The organism is Lentzea kristufekii, assembly GCF_033949925.1.
GTDB lineage: Bacteria > Actinomycetota > Actinomycetes > Mycobacteriales > Pseudonocardiaceae > Lentzea > Lentzea kristufekii.
Window position 1 is genome coordinate 1 of sequence record NZ_JAXAVV010000003.1, and the last position, 19,897, is coordinate 19,897.

General features: G+C 69.3%; 21 protein-coding genes. 11 read left to right on the plus strand and 10 right to left on the minus strand.

Annotation, left to right across the window (positions count from 1 at the left end; translation table 11 throughout):
- Positions 1-290: 290 nt before the first annotated feature.
- From SK571_RS06775 to SK571_RS06795, 5 genes are all read left to right on the plus strand, one after another.
- A complete protein-coding gene (locus SK571_RS06775; protein ID WP_266035700.1) occupies positions 291-902 on the plus strand; it encodes an FABP family protein in 612 nt (203 codons plus the stop codon).
- A 95-nt stretch (positions 903-997) separates the two neighbouring features.
- A complete protein-coding gene (locus SK571_RS06780; RefSeq protein ID WP_319983167.1) occupies positions 998-1,150 on the plus strand; it encodes a hypothetical protein in 153 nt (50 codons plus the stop codon).
- Between the two features lie 55 nt (positions 1,151-1,205).
- The gene (gene pxpB / locus SK571_RS06785; protein WP_319983168.1) at positions 1,206-1,793 is read left to right on the plus strand and encodes a 5-oxoprolinase subunit PxpB; all 588 of its coding nucleotides are present in this window, start codon (positions 1,206-1,208) and stop codon (positions 1,791-1,793) included.
- Positions 1,790-2,641: a 5-oxoprolinase subunit C family protein gene (locus tag SK571_RS06790; RefSeq protein WP_319983169.1), complete on the plus strand. Its 852-nt coding sequence runs from the start codon at positions 1,790-1,792 to the stop codon at positions 2,639-2,641. Before pxpB ends, SK571_RS06790 begins: the two co-directional genes overlap by 4 nt.
- An 84-nt stretch (positions 2,642-2,725) precedes the next feature.
- Positions 2,726-5,260, plus strand: a complete 2,535-nt coding sequence (locus SK571_RS06795; protein ID WP_319983170.1) for a glycosyl hydrolase family 18 protein — start codon at positions 2,726-2,728, stop codon at positions 5,258-5,260.
- A 4-nt stretch (positions 5,261-5,264) separates the two neighbouring features.
- Here the strand turns inward: SK571_RS06795 and SK571_RS06800 are convergent, their stop codons facing one another.
- Positions 5,265-6,107, minus strand: a complete 843-nt coding sequence (locus SK571_RS06800; protein ID WP_319983171.1) for an aminodeoxychorismate lyase — start codon at positions 6,105-6,107, stop codon at positions 5,265-5,267.
- A gap of 27 nt (positions 6,108-6,134) precedes the next feature.
- Here SK571_RS06800 and SK571_RS06805 point away from each other — a divergent pair, with 27 nt between their 5' ends.
- Genes SK571_RS06805 through SK571_RS06825 form a run of 5 tightly spaced genes read left to right on the plus strand, consistent with a single transcriptional unit; the run spans position 6,135 to position 10,334 of the window.
- Positions 6,135-6,578, plus strand: a complete 444-nt coding sequence (locus SK571_RS06805) for a Fur family transcriptional regulator (protein WP_090009080.1) — start codon at positions 6,135-6,137, stop codon at positions 6,576-6,578.
- A complete protein-coding gene (ygfZ, locus tag SK571_RS06810) occupies positions 6,575-7,636 on the plus strand; it encodes a CAF17-like 4Fe-4S cluster assembly/insertion protein YgfZ (protein WP_319983172.1) in 1,062 nt (353 codons plus the stop codon). Before SK571_RS06805 ends, ygfZ begins: the two co-directional genes overlap by 4 nt.
- 18 nt (positions 7,637-7,654) lie before the next feature.
- The gene (locus SK571_RS06815; protein WP_319983173.1) at positions 7,655-8,479 is read left to right on the plus strand and encodes a BKACE family enzyme; all 825 of its coding nucleotides are present in this window, start codon (positions 7,655-7,657) and stop codon (positions 8,477-8,479) included.
- Between the two features lie 60 nt (positions 8,480-8,539).
- Positions 8,540-9,109, plus strand: a complete 570-nt coding sequence (locus SK571_RS06820; protein ID WP_266035715.1) for an RsiG family protein — start codon at positions 8,540-8,542, stop codon at positions 9,107-9,109.
- Positions 9,110-9,152: 43 nt separating this feature from the next.
- On the plus strand, positions 9,153-10,334 hold the full coding sequence (locus tag SK571_RS06825) for an MFS transporter (protein WP_319983174.1): 1,182 nt from the start codon (positions 9,153-9,155) through the stop codon (positions 10,332-10,334).
- Here SK571_RS06825 and SK571_RS06830 read toward each other — a convergent pair.
- Positions 10,277-11,137: a hypothetical protein gene (locus tag SK571_RS06830; RefSeq protein WP_319983175.1), complete on the minus strand. Its 861-nt coding sequence runs from the start codon at positions 11,135-11,137 to the stop codon at positions 10,277-10,279. The genes SK571_RS06825 and SK571_RS06830 overlap by 58 nt on opposite strands.
- A gap of 173 nt (positions 11,138-11,310) precedes the next feature.
- On the opposite strand from SK571_RS06830, the gene SK571_RS06835 reads away from it, so the two are divergent.
- Positions 11,311-11,499, plus strand: coding sequence for a DUF3073 domain-containing protein (locus SK571_RS06835; protein WP_030477845.1), 189 nt, complete (start codon positions 11,311-11,313; stop codon positions 11,497-11,499).
- 73 nt (positions 11,500-11,572) lie between these two features.
- Here the strand turns inward: SK571_RS06835 and SK571_RS06840 are convergent, their stop codons facing one another.
- The 8 genes from SK571_RS06840 to SK571_RS06875 all read right to left on the minus strand — a co-directional run bounded on the left by SK571_RS06840 (position 11,573) and on the right by SK571_RS06875 (position 19,884).
- The gene (locus tag SK571_RS06840) at positions 11,573-12,568 is read right to left on the minus strand and encodes an NADH:flavin oxidoreductase/NADH oxidase (protein ID WP_319983176.1); all 996 of its coding nucleotides are present in this window, start codon (positions 12,566-12,568) and stop codon (positions 11,573-11,575) included.
- Between the two features lie 82 nt (positions 12,569-12,650).
- Positions 12,651-13,451, minus strand: coding sequence for a pentapeptide repeat-containing protein (locus SK571_RS06845; protein WP_319983177.1), 801 nt, complete (start codon positions 13,449-13,451; stop codon positions 12,651-12,653).
- A 51-nt stretch (positions 13,452-13,502) separates the two neighbouring features.
- A complete protein-coding gene (gene iolD / locus SK571_RS06850) occupies positions 13,503-15,356 on the minus strand; it encodes a 3D-(3,5/4)-trihydroxycyclohexane-1,2-dione acylhydrolase (decyclizing) (protein WP_319983178.1) in 1,854 nt (617 codons plus the stop codon).
- Positions 15,353-16,240 carry a 5-deoxy-glucuronate isomerase gene (gene iolB, locus SK571_RS06855; protein ID WP_319983179.1) on the minus strand — a complete coding sequence of 296 codons (888 nt, stop codon included), beginning with the start codon at positions 16,238-16,240 and terminating at the stop codon, positions 15,353-15,355. The genes iolD and iolB overlap by 4 nt, the downstream gene beginning before the upstream one ends.
- Positions 16,237-17,142, minus strand: a complete 906-nt coding sequence (locus tag SK571_RS06860) for a Cgl0159 family (beta/alpha)8-fold protein (protein ID WP_319983180.1) — start codon at positions 17,140-17,142, stop codon at positions 16,237-16,239. Before SK571_RS06860 ends, iolB begins: the two co-directional genes overlap by 4 nt.
- Positions 17,139-18,071, minus strand: coding sequence for a 5-dehydro-2-deoxygluconokinase (gene iolC / locus SK571_RS06865; protein WP_319983181.1), 933 nt, complete (start codon positions 18,069-18,071; stop codon positions 17,139-17,141). Before iolC ends, SK571_RS06860 begins: the two co-directional genes overlap by 4 nt.
- The gene (locus tag SK571_RS06870) at positions 18,068-18,838 is read right to left on the minus strand and encodes an ATP-binding cassette domain-containing protein (RefSeq protein WP_319983182.1); all 771 of its coding nucleotides are present in this window, start codon (positions 18,836-18,838) and stop codon (positions 18,068-18,070) included. Before SK571_RS06870 ends, iolC begins: the two co-directional genes overlap by 4 nt.
- Positions 18,835-19,884 (minus strand): ABC transporter permease, encoded by a 1,050-nt coding sequence (locus SK571_RS06875; RefSeq protein WP_319983183.1) that lies wholly within the window; start codon positions 19,882-19,884, stop codon positions 18,835-18,837. Before SK571_RS06875 ends, SK571_RS06870 begins: the two co-directional genes overlap by 4 nt.
- Between the last annotated feature and the right edge of the window lie 13 nt (positions 19,885-19,897).

Sequence of the window (19,897 nt, forward strand, 5' to 3'; positions counted from 1 at the left end):
CAGACGTGCCATCTACCCGCGTACGGCGTGGACCCCGGCTTTGGATCAGATTGGCTGGGTCTGGGGCGGAGCCCCAGGGATCAACGCAAGGTGGCGCCCGCAAAGTGACCCCGACGCGCACGCCAACGGCAGGCCCCCGGTGTCCTCCACCACCACAACCCTGCACGTCATCACCAGCGAGATATCCTCTCCACCGTGGAACACATCTTCACCGGACTCCTGGTGCTAGTGACGATCGCCGTAATGTGGTTCGCCGGCTACGTCGTCTACCGCCTCTACTCCGACCAGCGATGACCAGCGGCGACGAGGCCATCCGCCTGGCCGAGGAACGAGCAGCCGCCACGAGGGCGCGCAACCTCCCCCAGTTCGACGACATGCCCGTCCCGGGCGACACGGCGAACCTGCGCGAGGGCGCGAACCTGAACGACGCTCTCCTGGGCGTCCTCCCGCTGGTGGGCGTGTGGCGAGGCGAGGGCGAGATCGTCTACCCGACGATCGACGGCCCGTTCCGCTTCGGCCAGCAGATCACGTTCGCCCACGACGGCCGGCCGTTCCTCGTCTACGAGGCGCGGTCGTGGCTGTTGAACGAGGCCGGCGAGGTCATCCGCCCGGCGGCGCGAGAGCAGGGCTTCTGGCGCCCGCAGGAAGACGACACGATCGAGTTCCTGCTGACGCACAACACGGGCATCGTCGAGCTGTACTACGGCAAGGTGCGCACGCAGACCTCCTGGGAGTTCGAGACGGACGCGGTCATCCGCTCCGCCACGGCCAAGGACGTCAAGGCCTCGCAGCGCCTGTACGGCGTGGTGAACGGCGACCTCGCGTACGTCGAGGAGCGCGCCATGATGGGCCAGGAGATGCAGCCGCACGCGTCGGCGCACCTGAAGCGCGTCGTCGGCTAGCTCGGCTTGTTGGCTTGTTGGCTTGTCGGATCGTTGAACGATTCAACAGAAGCATCGCTGGATTGTTCAACGATCCAACAAGCGCTGCGCCGAACATGCCTGGCATCCCCAACGTGCCGCGCCGCCGCACCGCCGCACCGCCGCACCGCCGCACCGCCGCACCGCCGCACCGCCGCACCGCCGCACCGCCGCACCGCCGCACCGCCGCACCGCCGCACCGCCGCACCGCCGCACCGAGGGATTGTTGAACGATTCGCGTGTCGGATTGTTCAACAATCCCACGATTCCCCGTAACATGGGTGCATGCTTCTGCGGCGCTGCGGAACCGACGCGCTCCTGGTCGAGGTCGACTCACTGAGCGAGGTCGCGGCCGTCCGCGCAGCCCTCGAACAGCTCGACGGCATCGAGGAGCTCGTCCCGGCCGCGCGAACGGTGCTGGTCAAGGGCGCACTGACCCAGGTCAGGGACGCGCTGAAAACGATCGACCTCACCAAGGCCCCCACGACGCACTCGCGCGAGATCACCATCCCGGTCATCTACGACGGCCCGGACCTCGCCCTCGTCGCCGAAACAGCCGGCACCACCCCGGACGAAGTCGTGCGACTCCACACCACCGCCACCTACGAGGTCGCGTTCTGCGGCTTCGCGCCGGGCTTCGGCTACCTCACGGGCCTCCCGGAACCACTCCAGCAGCCGAGGCTCGACTCCCCGCGGACCAAGGTCCCGCAGGGCTCGGTCGGCATCGCGGGCGAGTTCACCGCCGCCTACCCCAGACCGACACCGGGCGGCTGGCGGCTGATCGGCCGCACCGAGATCACGCTGTTCGACGCCAAGGCCGAGACCCCCGCGCTGTTGCAGCCGGGCGACCAGGTCAGGTTCGTGGTCGCATGAGGCGCAGCGTCACGATCATCAGGACCGGACCGCAGGCGCTGGTCGAGGACCTCGGCAGGCCCGGCAACGCGCACCTGGGCGTGCCTCCGTCGGGTGCGCTGGACCAGGAGTCGCTCAAGCTCGCCAACCGTCTCGTCGGCAACCCCGAGGGCGCGGCCGGACTGGAGCTCCTGCTGGGTGGTCTCACGCTCAAGGCCGGCGCGAGTTGCACGGTCGCCGTCACCGGGCCGGCCACCGAGGTCCGCGTCGACGGCAGGCTCGCCGACTCGCACCACCCGATCCACCTGAAGCAGGACGAGGTCCTGGAGATCGGCATCCCGCAGACCGGGCTGCGCAACTACCTCGCGCTGTCGGGCGGCATCGAGGTCGACGAGGAACTCGGCAGCCGCTCGACCGACCTGCTCTCCGGAATCGGTCCAGAACCGTTGCGGGACAACGACGTCCTGCATCTTGGGACGCCAAATCTGCCCGAAGGTGCCGATGTGGTGCCGCCGCACAACGCGCTGCAAACGTTGGTCATCCCGATTCGGCTCGGGCCGCGGGACGACTGGTTCGACGAGGCGGAAACCCAGCTGCGGCAGGGGTCCTGGACGGTGTCGGATCGCAGCAACCGGGTGGGCGCTCGACTCAACGGCACCAAGCTGAATCGTCGTGACGGGGAGATTCCCAGCGAGGGGATGATCACCGGTGCGGTTCAGGTGCCGCCGGACGGGCAGCCCGTGATCTTCCTGAACGATCATCCGACGACGGGTGGCTACCCCGTCATCGGTGTGGTGGACAACGATTACCTGGGTTTTCTGGGGCAGGCGCGGCCGGGCACGGAGGTCAGGTTCCGCCCGATCGACTGAGCGCGCACGCCGTTGACGGAGTGGTCCAGACCAAATACCGTAACTGGCAGCCGCCGCGGAATCTCTACCAAACTGGAGTTCCGCATGCGCCGGATCCCTGCCCTCCTAGCAGTTCTGCTCGCGGTCTTAGCCCTGGCGGTCCCTGCACAGGCCGCCACGGGCATCACCGCGACGTTCTCCCGCACCGGCACGAGTGCCAAGTTCGTCGTCGCCAACGCGAGCACGACCGCGCTCAACGGGTGGTCGATCAAGTTCGACCTGCCGGCCGGTGTCACGGCCAGCGCCCCGCAGAACGCGACGATCACCCAGAACGGCACGAGAGTGACGCTCACTCCGGCCTTCTACATCAACAACCTCCCGCCGGGACGCAACACCGAGCCCTACAGCCCGACGTTCTCGCTGAGCACCGCGGCCGACCCGACCACCTGCACGATCAACAACATGGCGTGTGACGGCAGCGGCACCGCACCGCCGGCACCGACAGGGCTGACCGCCGAGTACTCGGTGGCCGGTGGCGCCGCGAAGTTCGTCGTCCGCAACCACTCCGCCGTGGCCGTCTCCGACTGGTCGATCTCCTTCACGCTGCCCAACGGTGTGACGGTGAGCAACGGCCAGAACGGCACGATCTCCCAGAACGGCAACCAGGTCACCGTCGCCCCTGCGCACTACAACAAGACCATCAACGCCGGTGGAACCACTGAGCCGTACAGCCCGGCGTTCTCGATCAGCCAGAACGTCGACCCGGTGACGTGCCGGATCAACAACGCCAACTGCGACGGCAGCGCGGACACCCCGCCCAGTGCGCCAACGGGTCTCGCGGCACCGACGAAGACCACGCGCACGGTGAGCCTGCAGTGGAACGTCTCCACGCCCGGCTCGCTGCCGGTCGCCGGCTACGACGTCTACAACGGTTCAAGCCTCGCCGGCAGCTCCACCACGACGTCGACGATCATCACCGGCCTGAGCCCGAACACCGCGTACTCCTTCACGGTGCGGGCCAAGGACACCAAGGGAACCCAGTCGGCGCCGAGCTCCGCGCTGAGCGTCACCACCAACAACCCCGCCAACGACACCACGCCCCCGACCGCGCCGGGCAACCTGCGGTCGACGGCGAAGGACGCGGGCAGCATCACGCTGGCGTGGAACGCCTCCACGGACAACAGCGGGATCGCGAACTACGACGTCTACGTGGGCACGACCGTGAAGACGACGGTCTCCGGCACCACAGCGGTCGTCTCCGGTCTCTCGCCGTCCACGAACTACACCTTCACCGTCAAGGCACGGGACCTCTACGACAACGTGTCGGCCGCGAGCAACGCGCTGAACGAGCGCACTGGTGACATCGTCGGCGGCTACGCCCGTGTCGGGTACTTCGTGCAGTGGGGCATCTACGGACGCCAGTACTTCGTGAAGGACATGGACGCCGCGAAGATGACCCACGTCAACTACGCGTTCGGCAACATCGACCCCGTCAACCTGACGTGTCTGCACGGCGTCACGAAGGGCACGAGCCCGAACCCGCAGGACCCGAACCAGGGCGACGGCGCGGGTGACGCGGAAGCCGACTACAGCAGGCCGATGAGCGCGGCGCAGTCCGTCGACGGCGTTGCGGACAGCGGCTGGGAACCGTTGCGCGGCAACTACAACCAGCTCAAGAAGCTCAAGGCGAAGCACCCGAACCTCAAGGTGCTGATCTCGCTCGGCGGCTGGACCTACTCCAAGTACTTCTCCGACGTCGCGGCGACGGACGCGGCGCGCAAGAAGTTCGTGGCGTCCTGCCTCGACGTCTACATCAAGGGCAACCTGCCCGTGTACAACGGCGCCGGCGGTCCGGGCAGCGCGGCGGGCATCTTCGACGGCATCGACCTCGACTGGGAGTGGCCGGGCGCCGAAGGCCACGCGGGCAACCACTTCGGCCCGCAGGACAAGGTCAACAACACGCTGCTGATCGAGGAGTTCCGCCGGCAGATGGACGCGCTCAGCACCACGACCGGCAAGCGCTACCAGCTCACCGCGTTCACGCCGGCCGACCCGGCCAAGATCGAGGCGGGCTGGGAGCTCGGACGGGTCGCACAGTCGATGGACATCTTCAACGTCCAGGGCTACGACTTCCACGGCTCCGGCAGCGACAACTCGTGGGAGCCCAACCGGACCGGCCACCAGGGCAACCTCTACCCGGACCCGGACGACCCGTACACGACCAAGTTCAGCGTCGAGAGCACCGTCCAGGCCTACCTCGACGCGGGAGTGCCGTCGCGCAAGATCACGCTCGGCCTCGCGTTCTACGGCCGCGGCTGGCAGAACGTGGTCAACGGGGGCAAGAACGGCGAGTGGCAGACCGCGGGAGGTGCGGCTCCCGGCCAGTTCCCGGAGGAGTCGGGCACGCGCGGGTACGCCAACCTCGTCGCGTCCGTGCCGAACTGCACCGTCTTCCACGACGAGGTCGCCGTGGCGACGTCCTGCTACACCGGCAACCAGTGGTGGACCTTCGACGACGTGTGGTCGATCCAGAAGAAGACCGCGTGGCTGAAGTCGAAGAACCTGCTGGGCGCGATGTTCTGGGAGATGTCGGGTGACCGCGGCCCGTTGATGGCCGCGGTCGACGCCGGACTCCGCTAGAAAATCAGTACTCCGACTCGTACAGGCCCTGCAGCTCGGTCAGCAGGGCCGACGAGTCGGGCAGCTGCTTGCCGTCCAACACGGTCACCCGCGTGATCTTGCGGACGCTGGACGCGAGGAACACGCCCTCGGCGTCGTAGAGCTCGTCGGTCTGGATCGGCTCCACGAGCACGGTCCAGCCGGCGCGCTCGGCGGCGCGGAACAACGCGTACTGCGTGGTGCCGGGCAGGATGCCGAGCTTCGACGGCGGCGTGACCAGGGTCTTGCCGCGCACCATGATCAGCGTCGAGGTCGGGCCCTCGAGCACCGAACCGTCGGACGTCGTGAAGACGACCTCGGCGGCACCGCGGCGCTCGGCCTCGCGCAGCGCGGCCATGTTGATCGCGTACGACAGCGACTTCGCGCCCAGCAGCAGCCACGGCGCGCGGTCGGCGAGGTCGGCGTCGATGCCGCGGTCCAAGGTCACCGCCGACAGGCCCTCGACGCGCTGCTTGAGCACCTTCGCGCCGATCTCCATGCCGAGCGCGAACCCGGTGGGCGTGCCGTCGCCGCCCTCGACGCCGCGGGTGTAGACGAGCTTGAGGGCGAACTCGCTGCCGCCGGTCCAGTTGCCGATGACCAGCTCGACCGCGCGCTCGAACTCCGCACGCGGAGGAGGCTGCATGTCGAGCATGGCCGCGGACCGGTCGAGCCGGTCGAGGTGGGGCGTGAGTTCGCGGGGCTTCCCGTCGACCACGAGGATCGTTTCGAACACGCCATCGCCGCGCATGAGCCCGAGGTCCTCGACGCGGATCTGCGGCGAGTCGGGGTCAGCGAGGGTTCCGTCGAGCAGTGCCAGCACGCGCATGTCGGGAGCCTACTAGCAGCAACTAACATGGCTGGTGTGGAGACCGCAAGAGGCCTGCGCAAAACGCTGCACGACCGCGGTATGAGGATGACGCCGCAGCGTCAGCTCGTGCTGGACGCGGTCAGGTCGCTGGAACACGCGACACCCGAGCAGATCTGTCAGCGCGTCCAGGAGACGGCGCCGACGGTCAACATCACCACCATCTACCGCACGCTCGATCTTCTCGACCGGCTCGGACTGGTTCGGCACACGCACCTTGGCCACGGTGCGCCGAGCTACTCGGTCGAAGATCACCAGCACGTGCACCTCGTGTGCCACGTGTGCGGTTCGATCCAGGAAATCCCGTGTGAGCTTCTCGACCCGTTGGTCGGAACATTGCGGGAGCGCGACGGGTTCGAACTTGATGCAAGCCATCTCGCGCTGTCCGGCACTTGCCGCGACTGTTTGAAGCAGGAGCAGGAGATCGAGTGACCCTCCCCGGAGCCGTCCCGCCGCCCGACGATTCCACGGATGCCGGCGTCGCCTGGCACTACGGCGACCCGTTCGCCGAACAGCGCTCCGCCGCCCGTTCGGTGGTCGTGGTCGACCGCTCGAACCGCGGTGTCATCGCGATCCCCGGCGAGGACAGGCTCAAGTGGCTGCACCAGCTCACGAGCCAGCACTTCGAGCAGCTCGGTGAGGGCGCGGCGACCGAGGCGCTGATCCTCGACGCCCAGGGCCGCCTGGAGCACCACATGGTCGTCGCGAACGTCGGCGGCACGGTGTTCCTCGACGTCGAGAAGGTCGACGACCTGCTGGCGTACCTGAAGAAGATGGTCTTCTGGTCCAAGGTGGAGCCGCGCGACGCCACGGCGGAGTTCGCGCTGCTGACGATCACCGGGCCGGACACCCCAGCTCTGCTGGAGAAGCTCGGCATCCCGATGCCGTCGAACGTCGACGCGCTCGGCGAGGGCTTTGTGCGCAGGGCCTCGTGGCCGGGCCGGAACGCGGTCGACCTGCTGGTCCCGCGCGCCGAGCTCGCCGACTGGTGGCAGCGGATCACCGACGCGGGCGCACGCCCGGCGGGCAGCTACGCGTTCGAGGCGCTGCGGGTCGAGTCGCTGCGCGCCCGGCAGGGCGTCGACACCGACGAACGCACGATCCCGCACGAGGTCGGCCTGGTCGACCCGGCCGTGCACCTGAACAAGGGGTGCTACCGGGGCCAGGAGACGGTCGCGAAGGTCCACAACGTGGGACGCCCGCCCAGGCGGATGCTCCTACTCCACCTGGATGGTTCTGCCGACGCCCAGCCGGAGACCGGTGACCCGGTGACCCTGGACGGGCGCGTGGTCGGCCGGGTGGGCACGGTGACCCTGCACCACGAGCTCGGCGCGATCGCCTTGGCTCTGGTCAAGCGGTCTGTACCGGTCGAGGCGGAGCTCATCGCGGGCACTCCCGAACGCGCGGTTCCCGCACGGATCGACCCCGACTCGGTGCCGCCGGACACCCCTGGTCTGGGCCGGGAAGCTGTTCGCAACCTGCGGGGATGACCCCCTAGAGTCGCGCCTATGTCACTGGGCACGCTGATCACTGTCGCTCCCACCGGAGCGGAGCACGCCAAAGCCGACGTCCCGCAGCTTCCGGTGACCCTGGAAGAGCTGGTCAAGACGGCGCAGAGCTGCGAACAGGTCGGCGCGGCGATGATCCACGTCCACATCCGTGGCGAGGACGCGAAGCCGTCGCTGGACCTGGGTCTGCTGAAGGCCACCGTCGAGGCGTTGCGCTCCGAGACCAGCCTCGTCGTGCAGCTCTCGACGGGCGGGTCGGTGCACGACCCCGAGTCGGACCGGCTGCGCGTGCTCGAGGCGATGCCGGACTCGGCGTCCTGCACGATGGGCACTGTCAACTTCGGTGACGACGTGTTCATGAACCGCTGGGAGTTCATCGTCTCCCTGCACAAGGGCATGCAGGAGCGCTCGATCGTCCCGGAGTACGAGATCTTCGACATCGGGCAGCTCGCGTCGCTGAAGCGCCTGCTGGACCAGCACGGCCTGCCTGCGGGCGGGCACGTGCACGTCGACTTCGTGATGGGCGTGCCCGGCGGGATGCCCGGCGACGCGGCGACGCTGGTCGCGGCCGTCAACGCTCTGCCGGACGGAGCAACGTTCTCCGCCACCGGGATCGGCCGGACGACCCTGCCCGTGATGTTCACCGCTTTGGGTGCGGGTGGCCACCTCCGAGTGGGTATGGAAGACACCATCAGCTACTCGCGGGGGGTGCCGGTGCGGGACAACGCACAGCTCGTGGCACGTGCCGCAGGTCTCTCCAAGATCGCCCAGCGACCCGCTTTGACCCCGGACGAGGCGCGAAAGCTGCTGGGCGTGCACATTTGAGACAAGTTTGGTGCATGGGATGTGTTGGCGGGTGAGGAGGATCTACCGCAGGATGGACACGTGATCGAGGTGCGTCCTGGCGGGCGCCGCCGAATCGACAGGGTGCTCGCCCCCGACTACACGGAGGGCGTCGAGCAGCGCCCGCTCGTCGAGGTGCGCGAACTCCGCGACGAGGCTGCGCAGGAAGAGACAGATCTGTCCTACCTGCGGCGGTTGTTGCACGCGCGGATCGACATCGTGCGCGCGGAGCAAGAGCGCCGCAGCTCGGGTGGCTCGGCCGTGGTCGAGCAGCTGGCCACAATCCTCTCCACGAACGCCGTGGGTCCCGCGACCGGTCTCGGCCGGTATCAGACCCATGAGCCGTCACGTGCTGATGCGCATCAACGGCACGTCGAGGCGCTCATCTCCGACGTGGACCTCTCCGACGTGAGCTCGTTGACCGACGATCGCCTCGGCGACGTGCTGGAGACGCTCATCTCGGAAGAGGCGTCCGTGTCGGTGCGGCGGCGCGAGGTGCAGGTGGTCGTGGACAAGCTCAACGCCGAGATCGCTTCGCGCTACCAGCGCGGGAGTGCCTCGGTGGACGAGCTGCTGGCTGCGGAGCGCGGACACCACCGTCCCAAGAGGTAAGACGAGCTTTCCACTTTCTGAGCAGCAGACCTAGCGTGCCCTCATGGGGTATCGCTGGGTCGTGCTGTCCGTCGGAGCTTTGGCGCAGGGCACGAACGCGGCCATCTTCCTCGGTCTGCCCGCGATCAGCCCGCAGCTCCAGCAGCACTTCTCCCTCACGTTGCCCCAGGTCGGGCTACTTCTCGGTGCGGTCAACCTCGGCACGATGATCGCCCTCGTGCCGTGGGGAGTCGTCGCGGACCGGCGCGGCGAACGGCTCGTGATGACCATCGGCGGCGTGGGTGCCGCAGGTTGCCTCCTCGCCGCTGCGTTGGGCAACGCCTGGATCGCCGGCCTCGCGTTGCTCGGCGCCGGACTGTTCGGGGCCAGCATCAACGCGGCCAGCGGCCGTGCGGTGATGTCGTGGTTCAGCCGGGAGTCGCGTGGCCTCGCCATGGGCGTCCGGCAGACGGCGACCCCGCTCGGCGCGGCCCTCACCGCGGCCGTCCTGCCCGGGATCGCGATCTCGGCCGGGATCCCCGCGGCGTTCGTCGTGCTCGCCGGCGTGACGGCGTTCGTGGCACTGGCGGTGGCCCTGCTGGTCCGGGAACCGCCCGGCGCGATCCGGGCGAGCACGGACCACGGGCTGGTGCTCAAGGACCCGCGGTTGCTGCGGCTGTCGCTCGCCAGCGGGCTGCTGGTGGTGCCCCAGTTCACCGCCACGGCCCTGCTGGTGCCTCTTCTGCACGGACACCGCGGCATGAGCGTCACGGCGGCAGCGGCCGTCTTCGCCGTGGCGCAGCTGCTCGGCGGGGCCGGACGGCTGGCGGTCGGCGTGTGGTCGGACCGCGCACGCAGCCGGATCGGGCCGCTGAAGATCGTCTCCGTGCTCACCGCGGGCGGGTTCGTGCTGGTCGCGGCACTGGACCAGGCGCCTTTGCCGTTGCTGGTCGCGGTCCTCGTGCCGACCTCGCTGTGCGCGTTGTGCTGGAACGGGCTGGCGGTCACCGAGGCCGGTGAGCTCGCGCCGGAGGGCCGCAGCGCCACCGCGATCGCCATGCAGAACTCGGCGAACTACCTGAGCGCGGCGCTGACCCCGTTCGTCGCGAGCTTCGTCGCGGTGCACGTGGCGTGGCCCGCGGCGATGGTCCTGGCAGCGGTGGCTGCCGTGACCGCGCGGGTCCTGCTTCAGCCGTGGCGTTCCCTGCGGGCCAGCTCGCCCCAGAACTCCCGCAGCGTCTCGTAGCGCAGCGCGACCTCCTCGGCGTCGTCCGCTTCGAGGGCGTCGATGATGGCGTTCACGTCGGCCGCCGAGGTGTCTTCCAGCAGGTCCTTGTCACCCAGCAGCTGCACCAGGCCGCCGTAGTCGAGCTCGACGGCCGAGTGCGGGTGGAAGTGTTCGAGCCAGCGGCCCGTGTCGGCGAGGACCTTGGCCGGCCCGTCGTCGCCCAGCGAGCGCTTCACGACCTTGAGCGCCCGCGCGATCCGGCGCCTGGCGTCGGCCATGGCCACCCGCCACGACACCTGGCGCTCCGGGTCGTCCTGGGCGCTGGCCAGCACCACGCGGCGCTGGGCGGGGTCGACGAGGGCGAACCACGGCAGCGGGATCGTCCAGGTCGTGGAGATCACGTGGACCGCCCCTGCGGAGAGTTCGGCCATCACGGCGGACGCGCGCGCCCGGACCGTTTCCGACGAGAGGTCGAGGGCCTCGTCCTGCAGGATCCGCGGCGCGGAGGCCAGGAAGCCCACCAGAGCGGCGGCGGAGCGGGCCCTGAGGTCGAGCGGGCAGACGAGCGGGCCCGGACCGACACGGGCGGCTTCGGAGGTCGGAACCTCGGCCGGACTGATCGTCATGACGTCGTGCGACTCGCCCGGGAGGAGCTTTTGTCCCAACTGTGATCGCAACCACAGCTCTCTTTCCCGGTCTCCTACCTCCGACCGGGGGACAGGGCCCGCTTCCAGGGCTTTTTCGACCTTGGAAGCTAGCTTTGCGTCCAACACCGATAACGGTTCGTACACCCGTAGGTAGGCGACGAACGGTCTTGGCACGTGTGCATCCTTCCACGCGAGGGCGGCCGCGAGATTTGGCGGTACGTGTCACGCCTACCGCGTCGCGAGGAACCCCATCGGCACGGTACGGTAGTTACCAGGAATCAGTTGTCGAGACGAGTGGGGCCGCCGTTCCCCCGGCCGCCCCCGTCCCTGTGCGAGGGGGTCGAGCCATGGGGCGCGGCCGAGCTAAGGCCAAGCAGACGAAGGTCGCCAGGGAGCTCAAATACAGCTCTCATGAGACCGACTTCGCTGCGTTGCAGCGCGAGCTGTCGACTGATGAAAGGTCGCCGAACGGGAGTAGTGGTGGCGACGAGCCACACGACGACCCGTACGACGACTACGACGATTACCGTCGCTGAATTCAGCCTTCGGAGTTCAAGGGTTGGGCGTCCGGTCATCCCGGCGCCCAGCCCTTGAACTCTGAGGGCTCTTTCAGAACGCCCTGGCGTACTGCTTCGGCGCGTGGATCTCCACACCCAACTGCTGTGCCGCGTGCAGTGGCCAGTACGGGTCGCGGAGCAGTTCGCGCGCGAGCAGGACCAGGTCGGCGGAACCGTCCGTCAAGATCTGTTCGGCCTGAGTCGCCTCGGTGATCAGGCCGACCGCACCCGTGGGCACGTCTGCCTTGCGTCGTACGGCTTCGGCCAGCGGCACCTGGTAGCCGGGCCCGATCGGGATGTCCGCCTGCGCGGTGTTGCCACCGCTGGACACGTCGATCAGGTCCGCACCCGCGGCCTTGAGCGCCTGTGCCAGCACAACGCTGTCGTCGGCAGTCCAGCCGTTGTCGACCCAGTCGGTGCCGCTGATCCTCACGATCACGGGCACCTCCGGGCCGACCGCTGCCCTCACGGCGGCGGTGACCTCGACGGGCAGGGCGATGCGTTCCTCGATGCTGCCCTCGTTCGTGAGCGGCGAGTAGAACTCGTGCAGCAGGTAGCCGTGGGCCGCGTGGACCTCCAGGACCTCGAAACCGGCCTCGATCGCCCGCAGCGCGCCGTCGACGAACGCCTTGACGATCTGTGTGGTGTTCGTCAGCTTCTCCGGCTGGTTGCCGCCGGGGAACGGCTCGGTCGTGGGCGCCACCGGCACCCAGTCACCGATCGCCTTGCGCCCGGCGTGCGCGAGCTGGATGGCCGGCACCGAGCCGTGCTCCTTGATGAACCTCGTGATCGGCTTCCAGGCCTCGACCTGCTCGTCGTTCCAGATGCCGACGTCCTGCGGTGAGATCCGGCCGCGCGCCTCGACCGCCGTCGCCTCGGCCATGACGAGGCCGGCGCCTCCGACGGCGCGGGAGCCCAGGTGGACGAGGTGCCAGTCGGTCGGCACGCCGTCTTCCTTCGTCACCGAGTACTGGCACATCGGACTGACCGCGATGCGGTTGGGCAGTGTGACCGAGCGCAGGGTCAGCGGGGAGAACAACAGGCTCACGAAAAGCTCCCTCGAACGTTCGTTGGGCTACGAATCGTTCAAGAGGCGCAGGTCGGCGTGTTGTTCCCGGTTGTGAGGCATCTCAGTCGCTGAACAGCGACGCGGAGACACGTGCCGGGGTGAAGTCCGGAGGCCACAGGGTCCCGCGGTTGACGCGCGCCCCGGTCAGGACCGCCTTGTCCAGGTTGACGGCGCGCATGTCGGCGCCGCGCAGGTCCGCGTCCGTGAGGTCGGCGGCGCGGAGGTCGGCGCCTTCGAGGCAGGCGACCCGCAGGGAGGCCTGGCGCAGGGAGGCTCCCCGCAGGTCCGCGTCGCGGAGGTCCGTGGCGTCGAGGACGCCGTCGTCCAGGCAGGTTCCGAACAGCCGCGCACCGGCGAGGTTGGACCGGCGGATCACCGCTCCCGCGAGCGCCAGCTTCCCCAGATCGGCGCCGCGCAGGTCGACGTGGGACAGGTCGATCACCGCGCCAGGCCGGGTCACGATCGCCAGAGCCGTCTCGACGTCGGACCCCGGGTTCTTGACGGCGAGGCCCGACGGCTGGTCCGCGCCCGTCCAGGGAGATCGCTGGCGCAGGAAGTCCCCGATGGTGTCGTCGACGAGCCGCCTGCTCCTCGCCGAGTCCTTCGCGATCTGTTCCAGCGCGCGGAGCCCGCCGAGCCTGACCTCGGACTCATCGCTGCCGAGGTGCTCCACGGCGCGGCGGTACCGCTCGACGACCTGGCCGTCCCTGGCCTGACGCCAGGCCAGCGCACCACCGGCGACGACCAGCACCCCGCCGAACAGCAGCAGCGACGTCGATCGCGGAGCGTTCTGCGGCACCAGCAGGGCGACACCGAGCACGAACAGGGTGACCGCCCCGAGCCTGAACATCCGCTTCCCCACGGAGGGTCATCCTCGTGATGGCCACCGTCCGGCGGTATCCGCTGTTGGAGTTCAGCTCAGGTAGCGGACCTGCCTGGCCTTGCCCTCCAGCACTTCTTCACGGGCCGCCGCGATCTCCGACCGGTGCGACACCTCGGGCACGCCGACCTCCCACCAGGCCCCGGCCTCGGTCCACGACGACGGGTGCGTGCGGATCACGACCACGGCAGGGCGTTTCTCGGCGACGGCCACCTCGCGGGCCTTGCGGTAAGCGCCTTCCAGGTCGGCCAGCGAGTCGACGGGGAAGACCGCGCAGCCCATCGCCGAGGCGTGGGCGGCGAAGTCGGTGCGCGGGGGTTCGGAGTGGCCGGTCGTGCAGTCGGCGTAGAGGTTGTTGAAGCCCGCGCCGCCCTGACCGGTCTGCAGGCGGTGGATCACCGCGTAGCCGTCGTTGTCGCAGACGACGGCCACGAAGCCGTGGCCCGCGAAGGCGGCCGAGAAGAGTTCGGAGTTCAGCATCAGGTACGAGCCGTCGCCGAGGAGGGTGGTGACGACGCCCTGGGTGTGGGCGATCGCGGCTCCCCAGGCGCCGGCCAGTTCGTAGCCCATGCAGGAGAAGCCGTACTCGACGTCCATTGTGGACTCACCGGTGGCCCGCCAGCCGCCGATCAGTTCGCCGGGGAGGCCGCCGGACGCGGTCATGACGTAGTCGGTGGGTTCGCTGACGTCGTTCACCACGCCTACTACCTGGGCGTACGTCGGCAGGCCGCTTCCGGGAGCGCGCAGCGAGGTGATGTGGGCGTCCCACTTCGTGCGTTCCGCCAGCGCCCGCGCCGACCAGGAGGCCGGAGCCTGCCAGGACGCCAGCAGGTCCGTCAGTTCGCGCAGGCCCTCGTCGGCGTCGGCCACGAGGGCGAACGAGCCGTGCTTCACGGCGTCGAAGCGGGCCGCGTTCAGGGAGAGCAGGTGCGCGTCAGGGGAGAAGACGGTCCAGGACGCGGTGGTGAAGTCCTGCAGGCGGGTGCCCACGGCGATGACCAGGTCCGCCTCCCCGGCCAGGACGTTCGCCGAGGTCGAGCCGGTGATGCCCAGCGGGCCCGAGTGCAGCGGGTGGTCGTGCGGGACCAGCGTCCGGCCCGCCGTCGTCTCGACGACCGGGATGTTGTGCTGTTCGGCGAAGCGGAGGGCGCGGCCCGCAGCGCCCGAGTAGCGGACGCCACCGCCCAGGACCAGCAGCGGGCGGGAGGCGTTGCGGATCGCCGAGGCGGCCTCGGCCAGAGCGAGCAGGTCCGGGCGCTGGCGCAGCGGGCGGTGGACCACGGGGGCGAACAGGGCATCCGGGAAGTCGTACGACTCCGCCTGGACGTCCTGGGGCAGGGCCAGCGTCACCGGGCCGCAGTCGGCCGGGTCGGTCAGGACCCGGGCAACCTGGGGCAACGTCGAGAGCAGCTGTTCGGGACGGGTGATGCGGTCGAAGTAGCGGCTGACCGCGCGGAACGCGTCGTTGACCGTCGCGGTCGGGTCGTGGAAGTGCTCCACCTGCTGGAGAACGGGGTCCGGGGCGCGGCCGGTGAAGGTGTCGCCCGGCAGGAGCAACAGCGGCAGGCGGTTGGCGTGGGCCACGCCCGCCGCGGTGACCATGTTCAGGGCGCCAGGCCCGATGGACGACGTGGCGACGCCCACCTGGCGGCGGTGGGTGGCCTTGCCGATGCCTACGGCGGCGAGGGCCATGCCCTGCTCGTTGTGGCCTCGCCACACCGGAAGCCGGTCGCGGACCTCCTCCAGCGCGTTGCCGAGGCCGAGGACGTTGCCGTGGCCGAAGATCGCGAACACGCCGGGGAACAGCGGCGCGACGGTGCCGTCGAAGAGTTCGGTGCGCTGGGCCAGCATCCAGCGGACCAGTGCCTGAGCGGTCGTGAGCTTCACTTGACCCGTCCCTCTGCGGTCGTGACCGGGCAACGGGAATCGAGTTCCTGCGTCGCCCAGCTGTCGCGGATCCAGGTGTGGGCCGGGTCGTCGCAGAACGCCATCGAGCGCTCGGAACCCGGACCGGCCAGGACGTTCAGGTAGTACATGGGATATCCCGGCGCTGCGACGCACGGACCGTGGTAGCCGCGTGGGATCAGGAAGACGTCGCCGTCCCGCACGGTCACGTCCTCGTCGATCGTGCCGTCGTCGGTGTACGTGCGGTGGAAGCCGAAGCCGTTGCGGGACGGTGTCACGCCGTCTCGGTCGGCGATGCGGAAGTAGTAGATCTCCTCGTTGTTCACCTCGCACGGCTCGGACTCGTCGTGCTTGTGCGGCGGGTACGAGGACCAGTTGCCGTCCGGGGTGATCAGCTCGCAGGCGTTGAGCTTGTCCGCGTGGTCCCACACGCCCGGCACGCCGAAGTTCGTGACCTGGCGGGTCGCGTTGCCGGAGCCGCGCACCTCGACGCGAACACCGTCGGCCGGACCGTACTTCGGCGTCAGGCGGTTCTCGCAGCGTGCCATCGGAAGTGCGATCTCACAGCCGTCCACAGAGGACAGCGTGACCGACGCGTCGCGCGGCACGTAAGCGAAGTCCGTGACGCGGGTGAACACCGAGTCGCGGCCCTGCAGCTCGTACCGCTCGTCGTCCACCTCGACCGTCAGCGACCCGGCGAGGGGCAGCACGAACGCCTCGTACTCGCCGGTCTCGATCGTGCGCACCCATCCGGCCTCGATCCGCAGCACGCGCAGACCGGTGTACGTCCAGCTCGCGTCCTCCGGCGTCAGGTGGATGACGTCGGTCGCGGTCGAGAGAGTCCCGTGTGGACGGTGCAAGGTCATTCCGTGACCCCCTTCGCGGTGCGCAGGATTTCGGCGGCAGCGGCGACGGCCGCGGCGACATCGCCGTCCGGCGGGTAGAGCAACGCACGGCCGACGACCAGGCCACGCACGGTCGGGTGCCGCAGCGAACGGCCCCACGACGCGAGGTCGTCCTCGGGATTCGCGGACGGCACACCGCCGAGCACCAGGGCGGGCAACGCGGTGGTGTCCAGCACGATCTCCGGTTCCTGCGGCGCGGGCAGCTTCAGCCAGGTGTACGCGGAGGTCGAGCCCAGTCCGGCAGCCACGGCCGACGCACGCGAGAGTGCCGCGGAGTCCTTCTGCAGCACCAGTTTGTCGTTGTGATCACGCTTGTAGGGCAACGGCTCGACCATCGCCATCAGGCCGTGCTCGGCGAGTTCCGTGACGGCTCGCGCGCAGCCTTCCAGCGTCGGGATCGTGCCGGGGTCCGAGTCGACCAGGCGCAGCAGCATCTTGCCGCCGTCGAGCCCGAACGTCGCGATGGACGACGCGTCGTACGCGGTGAACCTGTCGTCGATCTCCCAGTCCGCACCGGCCAGGCCACCGCGGTTCATCGAGCCGATGACCACGCGTTCGTCCAGGCCGTCCAGCAGCAGCAGGTCCTCGATCACGTCCGGCGTGCCCAGCACACCGTCGACGTCGGGATTCGCCAGCGCCGTCAGCAGACGGGCCAGCAGCGAGCGCCGGTCGGCCATCGCCATCGGGTCGCCGCCCACGCCGAGCGCACCGCGCGCCGGGTGGTCCGCCGCGACCAGGAACAGCGTGGACTTGCCGTTCAGCAACGAGTTCCGCCGCTTGCGCGACTGGTAGGCCCGTCTGATCGAGCCGGGGTCCTCAGCCCGCCGCCACAACAGTTCGCGCCACTGGCCGTCGGTGATCACAGCAGTTCCTCGATCTCTTTCTGGTCGGGCATCGCGTCGGCACAGGCCAGGCGGGAAGCGACGATCGCACCGGCCGCGTTGGCGTAGCGGGCGATCTTCACCGGGTCCCAGCCGGACAGCAGGCCGTGCACCAGGGACCCGCCGAACGCGTCACCGGCGCCCAGCCCGCAGACCACCTCGACCGGGTTCGGCTCGACGGTCCACCGGCCCTCGGGCGTGGCGACGAGAACGCCCTCAGCACCCTTTTTGACCAAGGCCAGCGAGATTCCGCGCTCCAGCAGCCGATCAGCGGCCTCGTCCGGGTCGGACGTGCCGACCGCGATCTCGCACTCGGTCCGGTTGCCCACGGCGACCGTCACGTGGTCGAGCATCCAGCTGATCTCGGCGCGCGCGGTCTCGGCGTCCGGCCAGAACATCGGCCGGTAGTCCAGGTCCAGCACGGTGTGGCCGTGCCGGGCGCGGTTGGCGAGCATCATCCGCTGCGAAGTGCGGGCGGGCTCGGCGGAGACTCCGGTGCCGGTGACCCACAACAGCGGGACGTCGCGCACGAGCGACCACGGCACGTCGTCCTCGCCGATCGTGAGGTCCGGCGCGATCGGCAGCCGGTAGAACAGCAACGGCGGGTCCGCGGGCGGGTTGAGCTCGCAGAACACCACCGGTGTCAGGAGGTCCGGCGAGGTGCCGACGTACTCCGACGACACCCCGAAGCCTTCCAGCGCCTCGCGGACGTAGGTGCCGAAGCCGTCCGGGCCGACCTTCGTCAGCACGCCGGCGCGACGGCCGAGCCGCGCGGCGGCGACCGCGACGTTGGTCGCGGTCCCGCCGAGCGACTTGGCGAACGTGCCGACCTGGGCCAGCGCCACCCCGGACTGCTCCGGGTAGAGGTCGACCCCGACCCGGCCGACGGTCAGCACTTCCAGCGACGTCACGCCTCGACACCCCGCAGCTCGTGCTCCAGCGCTTCCAGCTCGGCGCCGCCGGCCATCTGCCGGGTCAGCTCACCGATGTCGATCTCGGACTTCTCGTAGCTGCCCAGCGCGCGGCCGCGCTTGAGCAGCAGGAACCGGTTGCCGACCGGGTAGGCGTGGTGCGGGTTGTGGGTGATCAGCACGACGCCGAGGCCGCGATCACGCGCCTGGGCCACGTACTTCAGCACCACTCCTGCCTGCTTCACGCCCAACGCGGCCGTCGGCTCGTCCAGGATCAGCACCTTGGCGCCGAAGTGCACGGCGCGGGCGATGGCGACGCACTGCCGTTCGCCACCGGACAGCGTGCCGACCGGCTGCTCGACGTCCCGGAGGTCGATGCCCATGTCGGACAACGCCTTCTTGGTGACCTCCTTGCCCTTCTTGCGGTCCAGGAAGCCGAACTTCGTCGTGGGCTCGGAGCCCAGGAAGAAGTTGCGCCACACCGACATCAGCGGCACGACCGCGAGGTCCTGGTACACGGTCGCGATGCCGTGGTCCAGCGCCTCGCGGGGCGACGAGAACTTGATCTCCTCGCCCTCGACCTTGAACGAGCCCTGGTCGTGCTGGTGGACACCGGCCAGGATCTTGATCAGGGTCGACTTCCCGGCGCCGTTGTCGCCGAGCACGCAGGTGACCTCACCCGCGTTGACCACGGTGGACACCTCGCTCAGCGCGATGACGCTGCCGTAGGTCTTGCCGATGTTCTCGGTCTCGATGAGGGGCGTCATCGCCGGACCCTTTCCGCTCGGCGGCGCAGCATGTTGTTCACCAGCACGGCGGCCAGCAGCATCACGCCGAGGAACAGCTGGAACCAGTCGCTGTTCCAGCCCGCGTAGACGATGCCCTGCCGGGCCATGCCGAAGATCAGCGCGCCGATCGCCGCACCCACCGCGGAACCGAAGCCGCCGGTGAGCAGGCAGCCACCGATCACCGCCGCGATGATGTACTGGAACTCGAGGCCGATGCCCTGGTTCGCCTGCACGCTCGCGTACCGCAGGATGTTGATCGAGCCCACGAGCCACGCGGCGAACGCCGTCGTCATGAACAGCAGGATCTTCGACCGCACGACCGGCACACCGACCGCGCGTGAACTCTGCGCGGCACCACCGATCGCGAAGATCCAGTTGCCGAACCTGGTGCGCATCAACACCGTCGACGCGACGACGGTGAACAGGACCCACCAGATGATCGACACGTAGAAGCTCGTGCCGCCGATCTGGAACGTCGACGCGAACAGGAACCCGGCCGACTCGTACCCGGCGGCCTCGCGCATGCCCGACACCTGCACGCTGCCCGTCACCAGGCGCGTGATGCCGAGGTTGAGGCCCTGCAACGCGAGGAAGCTGCCCAGCGTCACGATGAAGCTCGGCAGGCCCGTGCGCATCACGAGCCAGCCGTTCAGCGCGCCCACCGCCAGGGCGAAGGCGAGCGACACCAGCAACGCCAGCCAGACGTTGAGCCCCAGCTGGGTGGCGAGGAGAGCCGTGACGAGCGCGGTGGACGCGGTCATGACACCGGCGGACAGGTCGAACTCGCCACCGATCATGAGCATCGCCACCGCGACGGCCATGATGCCGAGCATGGAGGCGTCGTCCAGCCAGGTGGCGGCACCACCCACGCTCAGGAACTGCTCGGTGACCACGGAGAAGAACAGGAACACCAGCAGTGCGCCGAGCATGGCGCCGATCTCCGGGCGTTTGATCAGCTGATCCATCGCCCTGGGCTTGCCCAGCCGTTCGTCGGCAGCCGGTGGAGCTGTGGCCGTCACGGTCATCTCCCCGCCTCCT

Excerpts from the sequence above, each read along its gene's own strand:
- SK571_RS06775 (WP_266035700.1), top strand. The coding sequence starts at position 291 with ATGACCAGCGGCGACGAGGCCATCCGCCTGGCCGAGGAACGAGCAGCC.
- SK571_RS06780 (WP_319983167.1), top strand. The coding sequence starts at position 998 with ATGCCTGGCATCCCCAACGTGCCGCGCCGCCGCACCGCCGCACCGCCG.
- pxpB (WP_319983168.1), top strand. The coding sequence starts at position 1,206 with ATGCTTCTGCGGCGCTGCGGAACCGACGCGCTCCTGGTCGAGGTCGAC.
- SK571_RS06790 (WP_319983169.1), top strand. The coding sequence starts at position 1,790 with ATGAGGCGCAGCGTCACGATCATCAGGACCGGACCGCAGGCGCTGGTC.
- SK571_RS06795 (WP_319983170.1), top strand. The coding sequence starts at position 2,726 with ATGCGCCGGATCCCTGCCCTCCTAGCAGTTCTGCTCGCGGTCTTAGCC.
- SK571_RS06800 (WP_319983171.1), bottom strand. The coding sequence starts at position 6,107 with ATGCGCGTGCTGGCACTGCTCGACGGAACCCTCGCTGACCCCGACTCG.
- SK571_RS06805 (WP_090009080.1), top strand. The coding sequence starts at position 6,135 with ATGGCTGGTGTGGAGACCGCAAGAGGCCTGCGCAAAACGCTGCACGAC.
- SK571_RS06815 (WP_319983173.1), top strand. The coding sequence starts at position 7,655 with ATGTCACTGGGCACGCTGATCACTGTCGCTCCCACCGGAGCGGAGCAC.
- SK571_RS06825 (WP_319983174.1), top strand. The coding sequence starts at position 9,153 with ATGGGGTATCGCTGGGTCGTGCTGTCCGTCGGAGCTTTGGCGCAGGGC.
- SK571_RS06835 (WP_030477845.1), top strand. The coding sequence starts at position 11,311 with ATGGGGCGCGGCCGAGCTAAGGCCAAGCAGACGAAGGTCGCCAGGGAG.
- iolB (WP_319983179.1), bottom strand. The coding sequence starts at position 16,240 with ATGACCTTGCACCGTCCACACGGGACTCTCTCGACCGCGACCGACGTC.
- SK571_RS06870 (WP_319983182.1), bottom strand. The coding sequence starts at position 18,838 with ATGACGCCCCTCATCGAGACCGAGAACATCGGCAAGACCTACGGCAGC.
- SK571_RS06875 (WP_319983183.1), bottom strand. The coding sequence starts at position 19,884 with ATGACCGTGACGGCCACAGCTCCACCGGCTGCCGACGAACGGCTGGGC.